Here is a 16,060-nt window from a genome sequence, read left to right as displayed (position 1 = left end):
CGGCCGCGTCAGGACGTGTGGGCGGCCAGGACACCGATGATCGGGGACCATTCCGTGGTTCGGATGCCGGCGATAACACCGGCGGCAGCGAACGGATCCTCCTTGAGGAGGTCGTTGAGCTGGGTTTCATCCGCAGACTTGAAGATCAACAGGGCACCGGCGCCGTCACCGTACGGGCCGCTGGCAAGCAACGTGTTTTCCTCAGCCAGTTCGCCGAGCCAGGCACGGTGCGCAGGCCGGGCTTCATCGCGCAGGGCATCGGAATCGGCGACGTAAACGTACTCCACAGCAAAAACAGTCATGAAGCTAGCCTATCCCGCCTGCCCCGCCGAGAATATTCACAGCTCAGCCAAAGATGTTCACGGGCTTGACGATGTCTGCGTAGATCAAGAGCGCACCCATGGCCATGAGCAACGCGGCCACAACGTAGGTAGCAGGCAACAGCTTGGCGATGTCGAACGCTCCGGGGTCCGGTTTTCCCCTCAACCTGGCCACCTGGCGGCGTGCGCCCTCGTACAGGGCACCGGCAACGTGGCCGCCGTCCAAGGGCAGGAGCGGGATGAGGTTGAAGATCGCCAGCGCGAAGTTGAGCCCGGCCAACAACCCCACCAGGGTTCCAATCCGCGCCTGCATGGGCACCTGTTCCATGGCGGCGACTTCGCCGGCCACCCGGCCGACACCCACCACGCTGATGGGACCATTGGGGTCCCGGGGCTCCTCGCTGAAGGCCGCCTTGGCGACGCCCACCACCCTGGCGGGCAGGTTGAAGATCACACCGGCGATCTGCTTGATGTTCTCGCCTGCCATGGGAAGTACCGCCGACGCCGGTTGGGGAACCAAGGCGCTTTGTGCGCCGATCCCCAGGAATCCGACTTCCTGGTATTTGAGGACACCGTTGGCGTCCTGCTCGGCACGTCCATCAGCTCCAACCACTGGCCGGGAGGAGAGCACGGGGGTCACCGTGGTCTCCACTGATGCGCCGTTGCGTTGCACCGTGATGGGAACGTCCTTGCCAGCAGATGCCCGGATCCAGCTGGTCAACTCGTCCCAACTGGTCACGGCCTTGCCGTCGAAAGAGGTGATGGTGTCGTTCGGTTGGAGTCCCGCGGCCGCGGCCGGGGTGAGCTTGCAATCCGCGGAATCTGGGTCAACGGTTTGGCCTGCAGCTACCTGGCACTTGGAAACGTCGGCAATGGTGGTGGTTGATTGGGCCACGCCGAAACCCATCAGGAGCACTGCCAGCAGGATGAGGCCGATGATCATGTTCATGGCTGGACCGCCGAGCATGATGATGATCTTTTTCCAGACGGGCAGCTTGTAGAACACGCGCTTTTCGTCGCCCGGACCCACTTCTTCATGCGCCATCGAACGCGCCTCGGTGGCGAGTGTCTGGAACATCCCCGTACTGGAGGGCCGGACGGCGCCGTCGTCCTTGTTGGGCGGGTACATGCCGATCATGGCCACATAGCCACCCAGGGGAAGGGCCTTGAAGCCGTACTCCGTTTCGCCCTTTTTCCGGGACCAGAGGGTAGGCCCGAAGCCGATCATGTACTTGGTGACGCGCACTTTGAAGAGCTTCGCGGGCACCAGGTGGCCTACCTCGTGCAACGCGATGGAGACAGCAACGCCGATCGCGACGAAGACGACTCCGAGAATGAAGAGAAGGACGGGACTCATACCGGTGGGACTGCTTCCGTAGGGGTTTGTGGCTACAGGGCGCTGCTGCTGGCTAAACGATCGTGGGTTCGGGCGCGTGCCCACTTCTCAGCATCCAGCACCGACTCCACCGTTAGCTCCGAAGAGCCTGAATGTTCGCTGAGGACGGACTCCACCGTGTCCACAATGTCGGTGAACCTGATGCGCCCGGCGTGGAAGGCCTCAACGGCCTCTTCATTGGCGGCGTTGAACACGGCAGGGAAAGTACTGCCTTGCTTCGCGGCATCCTTGGCGAGGTCCACGGCGGGGAAAGCCGCGGTATCAAGGGGCTCAAACGTCCAACTGGTGGCTTGGCTCCAGTCGCAGGCTTTCGCGGCATGCGGGACTCGATCGGGCCATCCCAGGCCCAGCGCAATGGGCAACCTCATGTCCGGAGGCGATGCCTGGGCAATGATGGAGCCGTCCACGAACTGGACCATCGAGTGCACCACCGATTGGGGGTGGACCACCACCTCAATCCTGTCCAAGGGAACATCGAAGAGCAGATGGGCTTCGATCACTTCCAAGCCTTTGTTGACGAGGCTGGCTGAATTGGTGGTGACCATCAGGCCCATGTCCCAGGTGGGGTGGGCAAGGGCTTCCTGCGGCGTGACGCCATGGAGCTGCTCACGCGTGCGGCCACGGAACGGGCCTCCCGAAGCGGTCAGGATCAGTTTTTCGACTTCCTGCTCAGTTCCTGAGCGCAGGCATTGGGCGATGGCCGAATGTTCGGAGTCAACAGGGACAATCTGTCCTGGGCCGGCCGCGGCCTTGACCAGAGCACCGCCGACGATCAGTGATTCCTTGTTCGCCAGGGCCAGCGTGGCCCCGGTGCCGAGCGCGGCCAGCGTTGGTGCCAACCCTATGGAACCCGTGATGCCGTTCAGGACCACGTCGCAAGCGATGGCTGCGATCCGGGTGGACGCGTCCGGGCCAACGAAAATCTCCGGTGCGAATCCCCTGACGCCTTCGGAGGCGGCCGCGGCATCGATCAGCTGCCGGAGCATCGCCGGATCCCCGTGGGCGATGCCCACCGCCTGGGCCCGGGTGTGGACGGCCTGCTGCGCGATGAGTCCAAGGTTTCCGCCGCCGGCACTCAGCGCCACCACCTCAAAACGATGAGGGGCGGCATCGACGACGTCAAGCGCCTGTGTGCCGATGGAACCGGTGGACCCGAGGATGACGATCTTGCGCGGCTGCATTCCTTAAGTATCCCAGCCGCCGAGGAGGGCAGCGACCGGACCCAAACGTATGTGGAGAACCTCAGGCCGGGCGTACCGTGGAACCGTGGAGTGGCTGTCCTGGTTTGATGCTCGGGACTACGAGTTCGCGCGGCAGGTCCTGCAGCGCGGCACGGCCGCGCTGTACCTGGTTGCTTTCCTGTCCACGCTGAACCAATTTCCCGCGCTTCTCGGCGAGCGCGGGTTGCTTCCCGTGCCGGCGTTTCTGGACATGGCGCGCCGGCTGGCCCGGCCCACCCTTTTTCGCTGGCGCTACTCGGACAGGCTGCTCAATACCGTGTGCTGGACGGGTATCAGCGTGGCCGCCTTGCTGGTGGTCGGACTCCCCCAAACGGGCCCTCCCTGGCTGCCGATGCTGGCGTTTCTGGCCCTGTGGTTCCTGTACATGTCGATCGTCAACGTCGGCCAGACGTTCTACGGCTTCGGCTGGGAGATCCTGCTCCTTGAAGCTGGGTTTACCGTGGCTTTCCTGGGGTCGGACCAGACTCCCCCGCCCACCACCATCCTGATCATGATCGCGTGGCTGGTTTTCAGGCTCGAGTTCGGCGCTGGCATGATCAAGATCCGTGGCGGCCGTGAGTGGCGGGACATGACAGCAATGTTCTACCACCACCAAACCCAGCCGATGCCGGGCCCGCTCAGCAGGCAGGCGCACCTGCTGCCGCGTCCGCTGCACAAGGTGGAGGTGTTGGGCAACCATTTTGCGCAGCTCGTGGTCCCGTTCTTCCTGTTCGCTCCGCAGCCCCTGGCCAGCGTTGCTGCGGGCATCATCATCGTGACTCAGCTCTGGCTGGTGGCGAGCGGGAATTTCGCGTGGCTGAACTGGGTGGCGATCGTTTTGGCCTTCGCCGCCGTGAACGATCCCGTGGCACACGCCGTCTTTCCGTCCATCCCGCTGGAGTGGCACCCAGGTGCCGAAACCCCGTTGTGGTGGCTCGCCGTCGTCGTGCTTGTTACGGCGCTGCTGCTGGTGCTGAGCTACCGCCCACTGCTCAACTTGTTCTCCCGCCGCCAACTGATGAATGCCAGCTTCAACCGCTGGCGTCTGGTCAACGCCTATGGCGCGTTCGGGACGGTCACGAAGCAGCGGATCGAGATCGTGGTGGAAGGCACACTCGATGCGGAGCCTGACGCGCCGGACGAACGGTGGCTGGAGTACGGCTTCAGGGGCAAGCCCGGGGATGTCCGGCGGCTTCCGCGGCAATGGGCCCCATACCACCTTCGATTGGACTGGCTGATGTGGTTCCTGCCGCTGCGGACCGTCCACGAGGACTGGTTCTACGCCTTCCTGGATAAACTGCTGGAGGCCGACAAGCCGACCCTTGGGCTGCTTCGGCAGGACCCGTTCGACGGCGGCCGCCCGCGATGGGTCCGGGCGCGAAGCTACCTGTACCGCTTCGCGAGTCGCGCCGAGTTCCGCGAAACCGGGGACCGTTGGGTGCGGGTGCTGCTGTATGAGGCCATCCCGCCACTGCAGCTGAACCCACGACGGCGGGACCTACCGTAGCGCTGTGGCCCGCGGCGGAGCAGTGGACTCGCGGACAACGAGGTGGGTTGCCAGTTCCACCCTTCGGGAGTCGATTTCTTCCCCTTGCATTTGGCGGAGGATGAAGTTCAACGCGGAGCGGCCTATTTCCTGCAGCGGCTGACTCACCGACGTCAGGGGTGGGATGGACTCTTCTGCTTGGTAGGTCCCGTCGAAGCCCACCAGGCTCATCTCTTCGGGAATCCGCACGTCCTGTCGTCGCGCCTCAGCCAGGACACCCAAGGCGATGCTGTCGCTGCCGGCAAAGATCGCCGTAGGCGGGTCCTCCAAGGCCAACAACGCTTTGAAGGCCGCGGCGCCGTTCTCCGGCCGGAACTTGCCGGCCGAGACGTACTCGTGTTCCACAGTGATGCCTTCGGCCATGAGCGCCGCCATGTAGCCATGCAGGCGGGCCTGGCTGCACTCTGCCGTATCCGGGCCGCCGATGAACGCGATCCGGCGGTGTCCAAGTTCGAGGAGATGCATGGCAGCTGCCTTGCCGCCGGCCCAGTTGCTCGCGCCGACGCTGAACAGGTTCGAAGGTGGCGGATTGAGGGGGTCGATCACCACGATGGGAATCTGACGTCGCTGGAAGGCTTCGAGCTGCGTCGCCCCAAAGGCCGAGGTGACCACGATCATTCCGCTGCGACCTTCATCTATCATGCGCTGCGCCCGTTCCTCGGGCCCCAGGGACGGCGGAGCCTGCAGGCCAGTCACCGAGAGGACCACTTCCATGCCGGAGAGATTGGCCTGCTCCATGACACCGTTGAGGATCTCCATGTTGTAGGCGGAGTTCAACGAGTCGAATACTGCTTCCACCGTCCGTTGCACGGGTTTGCCCTTGCGTTGGAGCGGCGTCTTATAGCCCGTCCGCTGGAGCGCTTCCAGTACCCGCGTACGGGTTCCCTGGGCCACATCGGCACGCCCGTTGACCACCTTGGAGACCGTGGGGACCGACACTCCGACCTCCTGGGCCACGGCGGACAGCGTCAATTTGGAGGGTCGGTCGTCAGAGACCACGGCAGCCTGCTTTCGAAAAGTTTCGGATGTGTTTAGTGTGCAGCAGCGTCCTCCACGACGTCAATCCAGAAAGGTTGGCGGGAAGTTTTCGCAAAAACACCCTTGACGGTGACGTGGCTCACGGCTAAATTTGGTGGGCACTTTCGAAAGGACTTCCGAAACATTTCGAAAAAGCTTTCAGGGTACTGGCGATCGAAGTTGATCCCTACCCGCAGAGTGCGGCTTTTTATACGAGCAGCCGGGCCATCAGCGTCGAGCCCGTAGGACGAATGGAAACAGCACATGAATAATCTCAAGTTGCGCACCGCCGGAATGGCGGTCTCGGCAGCCGTCTTGTCAATCTCACTCGCAGCCTGCGGCTCCTCAGGCCCCGCCGGAACCGGAGCCTCCGCGGATTCGGCCACCATGTGGGGGCTGACAGGCGGTGACCAACCAGTCTTCCAGGCCTCCGTGGACTCCTGGAACAAGGCACACCCCGATTCCTCCATCAAGCTCGATTTCTTCGCAAACGATGCCTACAAGACCAAGGTGCGCACGGCCGTCGGCGCCGGGCAAGGTCCCACGCTGGTCTACGGCTGGGGCGGCGGCGTCCTCAAGTCCTACGTCGACGCCGGACAAGTGGATGACCTGACCGGATTCCTCAAAGAGAACCCTGATGTCCAGAGCCGCTACCTCCCGTCGATCCTGGAAAGTGGCGTCATCGATGGCAAGACCTATGCCCTGCCCAACAACAAAGTGCAGCCGGTGGTCCTCTATTACAACAAGGAAGTCTTCGACAAGATCGGCGCTGAAGCACCCAAGACCTGGGATGAACTCATGGCACTGGTGCCCAAGTTCAAGGCCGCGGGCGTAGCTCCATTCTCGCTGGGCGGACAGTCGAAATGGCCGGACCTCATGTGGCTCGAGTACCTCGTAGACCGCATCGGCGGACCCGAAGTCTTCGCCAAGATCGCAGCCAACAAACCGGACGCTTGGTCCGATCCCGCAGTCATCGAGGCGCTGACCAAGATCCAGGAGCTGGTGGACGCCGGCGGCTTCATCAACGGGTTCTCCTCGATTGCGGCGGACAGCAACGCCGACCAGGCCCTCCTCTACACCGGCAAGGCGGCCATGATCCTGCAGGGCAGCTGGATCTACCAGGGAATGAAGAAGGACGCCGCCGACTTCGTCAAGAGCGGCAAGCTCGGTTACACCCCCTTCCCCACCATCGAAGGCGGCAAGGGAGACCCGGCAAACGTCGTGGGAAATCCTTCCAACTTCTGGTCGGTTTCCTCCAAGGCCACCGAGGAACAAAAGAAGACAGCACTGGACTACGTCAAGGACGGGATGTTCAATGACGAGAACGTCAAGGCCCTGATCGACTCCGGAGCCGTGCCGGTGGTCACGGGCATCGAAGACAAACTTGCCGCATCCCCGGACAAGGACTTCCTGACGTACGTCTACGGCATGGCCAAGGACGCCCCCGATTTCACCCTGTCCTGGGACCAGGCCCTCAGCCCGGCACAGGGCGACGCGATGCTGGCTAACCTTGACCAGATTTTCCTGAAGAAGATCACGCCCGAGCAGTTCGCCTCAACCATGAACGCGACGATCGGGAAGTAATCCGTGTCGACCACTACTGCAACTACCCGGGAGCAGACCTCCCGGCGGGAGCAGCCGTCCCGACGGACCCTCGAAAAGGGTCCGTCGGGGTGGCTGGCAGTCCCGGCCCTCGCTTTCTTCACGCTTTTCGCGATTCTTCCCCTGCTGGGCGTCCTGTTCCTGAGCTTCACCCGCTGGGACGGGCTGGGCGAAATCAAGCTCGATGGACTCTCCAGCTGGCAAACCGTCCTGGCTGACCCCGTTACGGGGAACGCCCTGCTGGTCACGGCCAAGATCATGTTCTTCTCTTTCATCGTCCAGGCCCCCATCAGCCTCCTGCTGGGCGTCTTCACAGCTGCCAGCCAGAAGTACCGTGCCGCCTTGGCGGTGCTCTACTTTGTGCCGCTGCTTCTGTCCTCCGCGGCCGTAGCCATTGCCTTCAAAGCGCTCCTGGATCCGAACTTCGGCCTCGGCCCTGGCCTGGGACTGCCGTTCCTCGCCCAGGACTGGCTGGGCAACTCGGACCTCGTGCTGTTCGTGGTGGTCTTCGTGATCGCCTGGCAGTTCGTTCCGTTCCACACCCTGATCTACCAAGGCGGCGTCAGGCAAATACCCACCTCGCTGTACGAAGCCGCGCAGATCGACGGTGCCGGAAGGATCCAGCAGTTCTTCAACATCACCCTCCCTCAGTTGAAATACACGATCATTACCTCGTCCACCTTGATGGTGGTTGGTTCCCTGGCCTACTTCGACCTGGTCTTCGTCCTCACTGCCGGCGGCCCGGGGTATTCCACACGATTGCTGCCACTGCACATGTACCTCACGGGATTCAAAGCCAACGACATGGGAGCGGCGAGCGCCCTGGGAGTGATCCTCGTGGTCATCGGCCTGGCGTTGGCCCTGTTCCTCCAACGACTCGGCGGCAAGAACCGCAATGCCAGCCAATTGGAAGGTGCGTAATGGCTTCCACCACCCAACTCCCCACGTCACCGGCAGCACCGCCAACGCAAGCTGCCAGCCGCCGTCGGACTCCACAGCTTGGCCGATCCCGGCCCAATATCCTGGGCGGCCTGGGCGGCTGGGCCTGGCTCGCTGTGATCATCGTGCCGGTCTACTACGTGGTCATCACCAGCTTGAAGAACCAGGCGGGCTTCTTTACGTCCAATCCGATGCTGCCGCCTGCCGAACCGACCTTGGACAACTACAAACTGGTACTGGAAAATGACTTCGCCAAGTACTTTGCCAACAGCCTGATCGTCACAGTGGGCAGTGTGGTTCCGGCTTTGCTGGTCTCCTTCATGGCGGCGTACGCGATCGTCCGCGGCAAAGGCAAATTCCTCGGCTGGACCAACAACATCTTCCTGCTGGGCCTGGCCATTCCGCTTCACGCCACGATCATCCCGATCTACTGGATGATCACCAAAGCCCACATGTACGACACCTTGCTGGCTTTGATCCTGCCCTCCATTGCCTTCGCCATTCCCATTTCGGTGCTGATCCTCTCCAACTTCCTGCGGGACGTTCCCAACGAGTTGTTCGAGTCGATGCGCTTGGATGGCTGCTCGGACTGGGCCATGCTGTGGCGGCTCGCCTTGCCGATGACCAAGCCGGCCGTCATCACCGTTGGGATTTACAACGCACTCAACGTCTGGAATGGATTCCTGTTTCCGCTGATCCTCACCCAGAGCCCCGATACCCGGGTCCTCCCCCTGTCGCTGTGGACATTCCAAGGTGAGTTCAGCGTCAACATTCCAGCGGTGCTCGCCTCCGTTGTCCTCGCTACCCTGCCGTTGCTGGTGGTCTACGTGGTGGCACGCCGCCAACTCCTCAGCGGCCTGACCGCAGGCTTCAGCAAGTGACTGGCACCTGCCAGCAGAAAGGAATCCGTCATGACTGAAACGAAACCGCTGCGGGTCGGCATGGTCGGCTACGCGTTCATGGGTGCCGCGCATTCCCACGCCTGGCGTACGGCGCCGCGGTTCTTCGACTTGCCCCTCGTCCCTGAACTCACGGCAGTGGCCGGCAGGAATGCCGACGGCCTGCGGGCAGCAGCCAGCAAATACGGCTGGAACAGCGTGGAGACCGATTGGCGCCGGTTGATCGAACGGGACGACATCGACCTCATCGATATCTGCACTCCCGGCAACACCCACGCCGAGATCGCCATCGCCGCGCTTGAGGCCGGCAAGCACGTCCTCTGCGAAAAGCCCCTCGCCAACACCGTGGAAGAGGCGGAGAAGATGACAGCCGTGGCCCAGGCCGCAGCCGAGCGGGGTGTGTTGTCCATGTGCGGCTTCAGCTACCGCCGCACACCTGCATTGGCACTCGCCAAGCGGATGGTGGATGACGGCCGTTTGGGCGAGATCAGGCACGTCCGCGCACAATACCTGCAGGACTGGCTCAGCGACGCGGACGCCCCGTTGACGTGGAGGCTGGACAAGTCGAAGTCCGGTTCCGGTTCGCTGGGTGACATCGGTGCGCACAGCATCGACGCCGCACAATGGATTACCGGGCTCAAGGTCACAGGCGTGTCGGCGCTCCTTGAAACCTTCGTGAAGGAGCGTCCGGTGGGCGGCGACTTTGTTGGCCTGGGCGGCCACGGTGGCGCGGACGGCCCGCGTGGTCCGGTCACGGTGGACGACGCAGCGCTGTTCACCGCCCGTTTCGAATCAACGCACGACGACGGCGCTGCCGCCGGCCCCATAGGTATCTTTGAGGCCACCCGGTTCGCCCTGGGACGCAAGAACGCCATGCGCCTGGAGCTCAACGGCACCAAGGGTTCCATCTCCTTCGATTTCGAAGACATGAACTCCCTGCAGTTCTACGACGCTGCCCTGGAACCCGATGCGGGTTTCCGGAAGATCATGGTCACTGAACCCTCACATCCCTACACCGCCAACTGGTGGCCCACCGGCCATGGGCTGGGTTACGAGCACGGCTTTACCCACCAGGTAGTGGACCTCGTGACGGCCATCGGCGCAGGCGAGCAGCCGTCGCCGTCGTTTGCGGATGCCTTGCAGGTACAAAAGGTGCTGGCCGCCGTCGAGGCGAGCGCTGACAACGCAAGCCGCTGGCAGAACGTCTGAAAGGAACATCATGACCCGACCCATCACCCTCTTCACCGGACAGTGGGCCGACCTGCCTTTCGAGGAAGTGGCGAGGCTGGCTGGAGAGTGGGGCTTTGACGGTTTGGAGATCGCCTGCTGGGGCCACCATCTGGATCCACAGCGCATTGTCGAGGACGACGCCTACCTCCAGGCAAAGCTGGACGTCCTGGATAAGCACCATCTCAGCGTGCACGCCATCGCCAACCACCTGACCGGACAGGCAGTGTGCGATGACCCGATCGATGAGCGGCACAGGGATATCCTTACGCTGGCGGTGTGGGGCGACGGCGAGGCCGAAGGCGTGCGGCAGCGGGCCGCCGAAAGCATGAAGACCACGGCCCGCGCTGCCGCCAGGCTGGGAGTCAAGACGGTCACAGGTTTCACGGGCTCGTCCATCTGGAAATGCGTGGCGATGTTCCCGCCGGCCTCGGACGCCATGATCGAGCGCGGCTACCAGGACTTTGCCGACCGCTGGAATCCCATCATGGACGTGTTTGATGAGGTAGGCGTCCGTTTTGCGTTGGAAGTCCATCCATCCGAGATTGCCTACGACTACTGGACGGCGAAGCGCGCCCTCGAAGCGATCGGACACAGGGAAGGTTTTGGCCTGAACTTCGATCCGTCCCATTTCCTGTGGCAGGACCTGGACCCCGTGATGTTCCTCCAGGACTTTGCGGACAAGATCTTCCATGTCCATGTCAAGGAATCCGTCCGGCAACTCAACGGGCGCAACGGGCGCCTTGGATCCCACCTCCCGTGGGCTGATCCACGCCGCGGATGGGACTTCGTCACTGCCGGGCACGGGGACGTGAACTGGGAACCGATCTTCCGCACACTGAACGCCATTGGCTACGAAGGACCCACCAGCATCGAATGGGAGGACGCTGGCATGGACCGACTAATAGGCGCTCCCCAGGCGCTGGACATGGTTCGGGGGCTCGCGGCCATACGTCCCCCGGCGGCAGCTTTCGATGCTGCGTTTGCGACGCGCTGACAGCAACAAACCCGACTCCAACGACACAACGCCCCGAAACGAAGGAAACCATGACAAGCAACAACAAGACAGCGCTGGTGGTTCGCGGCGGCTGGGACGGACACCAGCCGGTGGAAGCCACCGAACTGTTCATCCCCTACCTCCGGGACAACGGCTACGACGTCCGGGTGGAGGAATCCCCCAAGATCTACGCCGATCCGGACTACATGGCGGGCGTCGACCTGATCGTGCAGTGCATGACGATGACAACCATCGAGAAGGACGAGTTCGAGGGTCTCCGCACCGCCGTCGAGAATGGCTCGGGACTCGCGGGCTGGCACGGCGGCATCGCCGATTCCTACCGCAACAACTCGGATTATCTGCACCTGATCGGCGGCCAGTTTGCCTGCCACCCGGGCAAGCACCCTGACGAACAAACGGGAGAACAGTCCGACAATTACGTCCCGTACACGGTGAACATGCTTCCAGCGGCCGCCGAACACCCCATCACCCGGGGCATCGAAGATTTCGACCTCGTCACGGAGCAGTACTGGGTCCTGTCCGACGACTACATCGACGTCCTGGCAACCACCACCCAGAAAGTCCGGGAATGGGATCCGTGGAACCGTGAAGTCACCTCTCCGGCTCTCTGGACCCGCCAGTGGGGCAAGGGCAGGATCTTCGTCTGCACCCCTGGCCACCGCGTGGAAATCCTCCAGGACAGCAACGTCCGCACCATCATCGAAAGGGGCATGCTGTGGGCAAGCCGCTAAATGTAGGAATCATCGGCTGCGGCGCCATCATCGCGCAGTACCTGAGTAACTTCCGTCGGCTGAATGCCATTAATTTGGTGGCCGTTGCCGACCTCGATCCTGCCCGCGCGCAGGCCGTCGCCGAATCCTACGAAGGCGTCCGGGCCCTCACGGTGGACGAGCTCCTGTCCGCGAATGACGTTGAGCTGGTCCTCAACCTGACCATTCCCGCCGCCCACGCCGACATTGCATTGAAGGCCATTGCCGCGGGCAAGTCCGTCTACGGTGAAAAGCCTCTGGCAGCAACAACGGCGGAGGCCCGGGAAGTACTCGATGCGGCAGCGGCTGCCGGGGTGGTGGTTGGCTGCGCGCCTGACACGGTACTGGGCACTGGCATCCAGACTGCCCGCAAGGCGATCGACGACGGGCTGATCGGCGCACCCATCTCAGCCACGGCGACCATGGCGACTCCCGGGCACGAGCGGTGGCATCCCAACCCCGATTTCTATTACCAGCCCGGCGGTGGGCCCCTCCTTGACATGGGCCCGTACTACGTCTCGGCGCTGGTCACGCTGCTCGGACCCGTGGTTTCGGTGGTGGGCGCGGCCAGCCATACCCGCGACGAACGGACCATCGGCTCAGGGCCGCGTGAAGGCCAAAAAGTACCCGTTGCCATTGACTCGCACGTCACGGGTGTCCTGGTCCATGCGTCAGGGGCCCTTTCCACGCTGTTCATGAGCTTCGACGCGGTCAAGACCAAGAGCCCCAACATCGAAATCCACGGCGAAAAAGGTTCGTTGGTTGTGCCCGACCCTAACTACTTCGACGGCGATGTACAGCTTTTCGCGCTTGGCGCCGAGGACTGGGAGACGCTCCCGGTATCGGCAGGCTATGTGGACTCGGGACGGGGCTTTGGCATTGCCGACCTCGCGGCCACACCGGCAGGACAGGAACCACGTGCCGGTGGACAGTTGGCCTTCCATGCCTTGGAAGTCATGGAGTCGGTGCTGGAATCTGCCCGCAGTGGGCAAGCAGTAGCCATCAAGAGCACGGCCGCACGGCCCGCCACGGTGGAACTGGAGGAACTCTCGACGCCGGTACGCGCCTAGCGACCCACGGCGCCTACGCGCCTACGAAAGCTGAGGCCCACGATGCCGGCCCTTGTCTGCCCACCCCACCGTTTCCACGGCGGGTGCTCCGAACAAGGGCCGGACCCGTGGTTAGCGTCCGGCCCGGCGAAGGGTGGCTTCGGCGTGCTTAAGGATGGGGCCATCGATCATTTTGCCCTTGAACTGGAACACACCAGTGCCGGCCGCTGCGGCTGCGTCGAGCAGCTCAGTGGCCGCCTCGACTGCTTCGGGAGTGGGGGCATACGCCTCCCGGACCACGGCCACCTGGTTCGGGTGGATGCAGGCCTTCGCCCCGAAGCCACTGGCCACGGCGTCCTGCGACTCAACCGCCAAACCGTCAAGATCCGGGATGTTGACATACACCGAATCAATGGCTTCCTTGCCCGCAGCCTTGGCGGCAAGCAGCACAGCGGAACGGGAGTGCAGCGCGACAGCCCGGTACCCGCCGTCGTCGTTCCTGCTGGACAAGCCACCCAGGGAGGCCAGCAGGTCTTCGGCACCCCACATCAGGCCGACGACGTTCGGTTGCGCCGCGATCGCGGCAGCGTTCACGATGCCTGCAGCCGTTTCACACAGCGCTATGACCTGGTACCCCGCCAACGCCGGAAGCTGCGCAGCGCTTTCCGCTTTGGCCAGCATCACAGTGCGGTACGGCGTTGCGGCCAAGGCTTCCAGATCTGCCTCAAACTCGGCTGTGCCCACCGGGTTGACGCGGACGATGGTTCTCGCGGGCTCCAAACGCTCACCGTCCGGCTGCCCGATGATCGCGTTGCGGGCCCGGGACTTGTCCGCTGGAGCCACCGCGTCCTCCAGGTCCAGGATCACGGCATCGGACCGGTCGGCGGCCTTCCCGAAACGCTCCGGCCGGTCGGCTGGGCAGAACAGGAGCGCCGGGCCCATGGTGAAAGGCGCTGCGGCTTGGTGGGCAGACGGGTGGGGAGAAGGCATGCGGATTCCTAGGGGGTGGCGGGCTGACACGGACGGAAGGCGACTAGGATTGCGCGGCGTGCGCTTCCTTGGTCCACATGAGGCAGGTACGGGTGGCCGATGCCACCACGGTCCCGTCCTGGTTGCGGCCGGTGTGCTGCATGGTCACCACACCCTGTCCGGGGCGGGAAGACGACAACCTTTTTCCGATAATCACCGTCTCCGTGTACAGCGTATCCCCGTGGTAGAGCGGGTGCGGAAAGGTGACATCGGTCAGCCCCAGTTGCGCGATGATGGTGCCCTGGGTCAGCTGCGTGACGGACTGCCCCACCATGGTGGAGAGCGTGAACATCGAATTCATGAGCCGCTGCCCGAAAGGCTGCACTGCGCTCCACGCGGCATCCAAATGCAGGGCCTGCGTGTTCATGGTCATGGTGGTGAAGAGGACATTGTCCGTTTCGGTGACTGTGCGTCCCGGCCTGTGCGCATAGACCACGTCCTCTTCAAGCTCATCAAAGTAGAGCCCCCGCTGCTCGACGACCCGGGTCATACGGTCAATTCCTGGTCTTCTTCGAACAGCTCGGCCCCGGTAGCGGCAACGACGTCGTCGAGGGTGACATTGGGGGCCAATTCGCGCAGGACCAAACGCGGGTCGCCTTCGTCCTTGACGACGTCGATCACCGCGAGGTCCGTAATGATGCGGTCCACGCAGCCCTTGCCCGTCAGCGGAAGGGTACAGTTTTGGACGATTTTCGGCCTGCCGCTCCGGTCCACGTGCTCCATCATCACGATGACCTTCTTGGCGCCGAACACCAGGTCCATGGCGCCGCCCATCCCCTTCACCATCTTGCCCGGAATCATCCAGTTGGCGAGGTCACCGTTGGCAGCCACCTCCATGGCGCCCAGGACAGCGACGTCCACATGCCCGCCGCGGATCATGCCGAAGGACGATGCCGAATCGAAAAATGCCGCACCCGCGTTGGTGGTGACGGTCTCCTTGCCGGCGTTGATGAGGTCCGGGTCCACTTTGTCCTCTGCAGGGTAGGGACCGACACCCAGGATGCCGTTCTCCGAATGCAGGATGACTTCCACGCCGTCGGGGATGTAGTTGGGGATCAGGGTTGGCATCCCGATTCCCAGGTTCACGTATTGGCCGTTGACCAGCTCCTGGGCGACGCGGGCGGCCAGTTCGTTCCGGGTCCAGCCTTTTGCTTCGTGATGTTCGACGTCGGCGCGCCGGTACTCGTGACGCACGGCTTCAGGGCGGGGCGGGATGTCCTGGAGACTGTTCGATTCCATGGCTAGGCTCCTGCCTGTTCGCTCGTGCCGTTGGCCGCTGATGCCGCCAAAGCCACGGTCCGCTTCTCGATCCGCTTCTCCGTTGCCGGTGCCACGACCACGCGCTGCACGAAGATACCCGGCGTGTGGATGTGTTCCGGATCCAGTTCACCGGGTTCGACGAGTTCCTCCACCTCGGCGATGGTGGTCCTGGCCGCCATCGCGCACAGGGGATTAAAGTTCATGGCCGTCGCATGGAACACAAGGTTGCCGTGCCGGTCGCCCTTCCATGCATGGACAAGGCCGAAATCGGGAGTCAGCGATTCCTCCAGGACATAGTCGGCGTCGTTGAACGTGCGCACCTCCTTCGGCGAGGAGGCGATCGCAACGTTCCCGTCGGCGTCGTACTTCTGCGGGAGACCGCCTTCGGACACCTGCGTTCCCACGCCGGCCTTGGTGAAGAAAGCCGGGATGCCCGCACCGCCGGCGCGAAGCTTCTCAGCCAGCGTGCCCTGCGGGGTGAGGACCACTTCCAACTCCCCCGCCAGGTATTGGCGTGCGAACTCCTTGTTCTCGCCGACATATGAGCTGATGGTGCGGCGGATGCGGCCGTCCTTGAGGAGGATTCCCAAGCCCCAGTCGTCCACCCCGCAGTTATTACTGACGGTCTCCAGGTCCGTGGTGCCTTGGCTGTGGAGCGCATCGATCAACGCGACGGGAATACCGCACAGGCCAAAACCGCCGACGGCGAGCGAGGCGCCGTCCGGGATGTCCCTCACCGCTTCAGCGGCGCTGGCAACAACCTTGTCAATCATCCTTGATCCTTCCCGT

At 63.2% G+C, this 16,060-nt stretch carries 16 protein-coding genes; 8 read left to right on the top strand and 8 right to left on the bottom strand.

Features of this window, described 5'->3' with window-relative positions:
- Nucleotides 1-8 precede the first annotated feature (8 nt).
- Genes J2Y68_RS06900 through dxr form a run of 3 tightly spaced genes read right to left on the bottom strand, consistent with a single transcriptional unit; the run spans nucleotide 9 to nucleotide 2,897 of the window.
- On the bottom strand, nucleotides 9-302 hold the full coding sequence (locus J2Y68_RS06900) for a YciI family protein (protein WP_309991390.1): 294 nt from the start codon (nucleotides 300-302) through the stop codon (nucleotides 9-11).
- A 43-nt stretch (nucleotides 303-345) separates the two neighbouring features.
- Nucleotides 346-1,677 (bottom strand): M50 family metallopeptidase, encoded by a 1,332-nt coding sequence (locus tag J2Y68_RS06895; RefSeq protein WP_309991387.1) that lies wholly within the window; start codon nucleotides 1,675-1,677, stop codon nucleotides 346-348.
- A 32-nt stretch (nucleotides 1,678-1,709) separates the two neighbouring features.
- Nucleotides 1,710-2,897, bottom strand: a complete 1,188-nt coding sequence (gene dxr / locus J2Y68_RS06890; protein ID WP_309991384.1) for a 1-deoxy-D-xylulose-5-phosphate reductoisomerase — start codon at nucleotides 2,895-2,897, stop codon at nucleotides 1,710-1,712.
- Between the two features lie 85 nt (nucleotides 2,898-2,982).
- On the opposite strand from dxr, the gene J2Y68_RS06885 reads away from it, so the two are divergent.
- Nucleotides 2,983-4,443 carry a lipase maturation factor family protein gene (locus tag J2Y68_RS06885; RefSeq protein ID WP_309991381.1) on the top strand — a complete coding sequence of 487 codons (1,461 nt, stop codon included), beginning with the start codon at nucleotides 2,983-2,985 and terminating at the stop codon, nucleotides 4,441-4,443.
- Here the strand turns inward: J2Y68_RS06885 and J2Y68_RS06880 are convergent.
- Nucleotides 4,435-5,481, bottom strand: a complete 1,047-nt coding sequence (locus tag J2Y68_RS06880; protein WP_309991378.1) for a LacI family DNA-binding transcriptional regulator — start codon at nucleotides 5,479-5,481, stop codon at nucleotides 4,435-4,437. The two genes, J2Y68_RS06885 and J2Y68_RS06880, sit on opposite strands and share 9 nt — an antisense overlap.
- 282 nt (nucleotides 5,482-5,763) lie before the next feature.
- Here J2Y68_RS06880 and J2Y68_RS06875 point away from each other — a divergent pair, with 282 nt between their 5' ends.
- Genes J2Y68_RS06875 through J2Y68_RS06845 form a run of 7 tightly spaced genes read left to right on the top strand, consistent with a single transcriptional unit; the run spans nucleotide 5,764 to nucleotide 13,003 of the window.
- Complete coding sequence (locus tag J2Y68_RS06875; protein WP_309991376.1) at nucleotides 5,764-7,083, top strand: extracellular solute-binding protein; 1,320 nt, start codon at nucleotides 5,764-5,766, stop codon at nucleotides 7,081-7,083.
- 3 nt (nucleotides 7,084-7,086) lie between these two features.
- Nucleotides 7,087-8,022, top strand: coding sequence for a carbohydrate ABC transporter permease (locus J2Y68_RS06870; protein WP_397334670.1), 936 nt, complete (start codon nucleotides 7,087-7,089; stop codon nucleotides 8,020-8,022).
- Nucleotides 8,022-8,921, top strand: a complete 900-nt coding sequence (locus J2Y68_RS06865; protein ID WP_309991374.1) for a carbohydrate ABC transporter permease — start codon at nucleotides 8,022-8,024, stop codon at nucleotides 8,919-8,921. The genes J2Y68_RS06870 and J2Y68_RS06865 overlap by 1 nt, the downstream gene beginning before the upstream one ends.
- A 30-nt stretch (nucleotides 8,922-8,951) precedes the next feature.
- The gene (locus J2Y68_RS06860; protein ID WP_309991372.1) at nucleotides 8,952-10,148 is read left to right on the top strand and encodes a Gfo/Idh/MocA family protein; all 1,197 of its coding nucleotides are present in this window, start codon (nucleotides 8,952-8,954) and stop codon (nucleotides 10,146-10,148) included.
- A gap of 10 nt (nucleotides 10,149-10,158) precedes the next feature.
- Entirely contained in the window at nucleotides 10,159-11,163 is a 1,005-nt protein-coding gene (locus J2Y68_RS06855) for a sugar phosphate isomerase/epimerase family protein (protein ID WP_309991370.1), read from the top strand.
- A 50-nt stretch (nucleotides 11,164-11,213) separates the two neighbouring features.
- Nucleotides 11,214-11,915: a ThuA domain-containing protein gene (locus J2Y68_RS06850; protein WP_309991369.1), complete on the top strand. Its 702-nt coding sequence runs from the start codon at nucleotides 11,214-11,216 to the stop codon at nucleotides 11,913-11,915.
- Nucleotides 11,900-13,003, top strand: coding sequence for a Gfo/Idh/MocA family protein (locus tag J2Y68_RS06845; RefSeq protein ID WP_309991365.1), 1,104 nt, complete (start codon nucleotides 11,900-11,902; stop codon nucleotides 13,001-13,003). Before J2Y68_RS06850 ends, J2Y68_RS06845 begins: the two co-directional genes overlap by 16 nt.
- A gap of 111 nt (nucleotides 13,004-13,114) precedes the next feature.
- Here J2Y68_RS06845 and J2Y68_RS06840 read toward each other — a convergent pair whose 3' ends face one another.
- Genes J2Y68_RS06840 through J2Y68_RS06825 form a run of 4 tightly spaced genes read right to left on the bottom strand, consistent with a single transcriptional unit; the run spans nucleotide 13,115 to nucleotide 16,044 of the window.
- Nucleotides 13,115-13,972 (bottom strand): HpcH/HpaI aldolase/citrate lyase family protein, encoded by an 858-nt coding sequence (locus J2Y68_RS06840; RefSeq protein WP_309991361.1) that lies wholly within the window; start codon nucleotides 13,970-13,972, stop codon nucleotides 13,115-13,117.
- Between the two features lie 43 nt (nucleotides 13,973-14,015).
- Nucleotides 14,016-14,501 (bottom strand): MaoC family dehydratase, encoded by a 486-nt coding sequence (locus tag J2Y68_RS06835; protein WP_309991358.1) that lies wholly within the window; start codon nucleotides 14,499-14,501, stop codon nucleotides 14,016-14,018.
- A complete protein-coding gene (locus tag J2Y68_RS06830) occupies nucleotides 14,498-15,250 on the bottom strand; it encodes a CoA transferase subunit B (protein WP_309991355.1) in 753 nt (250 codons plus the stop codon). Before J2Y68_RS06830 ends, J2Y68_RS06835 begins: the two co-directional genes overlap by 4 nt.
- 2 nt (nucleotides 15,251-15,252) lie before the next feature.
- On the bottom strand, nucleotides 15,253-16,044 hold the full coding sequence (locus J2Y68_RS06825) for a CoA transferase subunit A (protein WP_211711803.1): 792 nt from the start codon (nucleotides 16,042-16,044) through the stop codon (nucleotides 15,253-15,255).
- Nucleotides 16,045-16,060 lie beyond the last annotated feature (16 nt).

The organism is Paenarthrobacter nitroguajacolicus, assembly GCF_031455195.1.
Classification (GTDB): domain Bacteria; phylum Actinomycetota; class Actinomycetes; order Actinomycetales; family Micrococcaceae; genus Arthrobacter; species Arthrobacter nitroguajacolicus_D.
This window is presented reverse-complemented; position numbering and strand designations above follow the sequence as displayed.

Bases quoted from the DNA above. Each gene is read 5' to 3' on its own strand.
- J2Y68_RS06840 (WP_309991361.1), bottom strand. From the start codon at position 13,972: ATGCCTTCTCCCCACCCGTCTGCCCACCAAGCCGCAGCGCCTTTCACC.
- J2Y68_RS06895 (WP_309991387.1), bottom strand. From the start codon at position 1,677: ATGAGTCCCGTCCTTCTCTTCATTCTCGGAGTCGTCTTCGTCGCGATC.
- J2Y68_RS06825 (WP_211711803.1), bottom strand. From the start codon at position 16,044: ATGATTGACAAGGTTGTTGCCAGCGCCGCTGAAGCGGTGAGGGACATC.
- J2Y68_RS06830 (WP_309991355.1), bottom strand. From the start codon at position 15,250: ATGGAATCGAACAGTCTCCAGGACATCCCGCCCCGCCCTGAAGCCGTG.
- J2Y68_RS06850 (WP_309991369.1), top strand. From the start codon at position 11,214: ATGACAAGCAACAACAAGACAGCGCTGGTGGTTCGCGGCGGCTGGGAC.
- J2Y68_RS06865 (WP_309991374.1), top strand. From the start codon at position 8,022: ATGGCTTCCACCACCCAACTCCCCACGTCACCGGCAGCACCGCCAACG.
- J2Y68_RS06855 (WP_309991370.1), top strand. From the start codon at position 10,159: ATGACCCGACCCATCACCCTCTTCACCGGACAGTGGGCCGACCTGCCT.
- J2Y68_RS06900 (WP_309991390.1), bottom strand. From the start codon at position 302: ATGACTGTTTTTGCTGTGGAGTACGTTTACGTCGCCGATTCCGATGCC.
- J2Y68_RS06835 (WP_309991358.1), bottom strand. From the start codon at position 14,501: ATGACCCGGGTCGTCGAGCAGCGGGGGCTCTACTTTGATGAGCTTGAA.
- J2Y68_RS06875 (WP_309991376.1), top strand. From the start codon at position 5,764: ATGAATAATCTCAAGTTGCGCACCGCCGGAATGGCGGTCTCGGCAGCC.
- J2Y68_RS06860 (WP_309991372.1), top strand. From the start codon at position 8,952: ATGACTGAAACGAAACCGCTGCGGGTCGGCATGGTCGGCTACGCGTTC.
- dxr (WP_309991384.1), bottom strand. From the start codon at position 2,897: ATGCAGCCGCGCAAGATCGTCATCCTCGGGTCCACCGGTTCCATCGGC.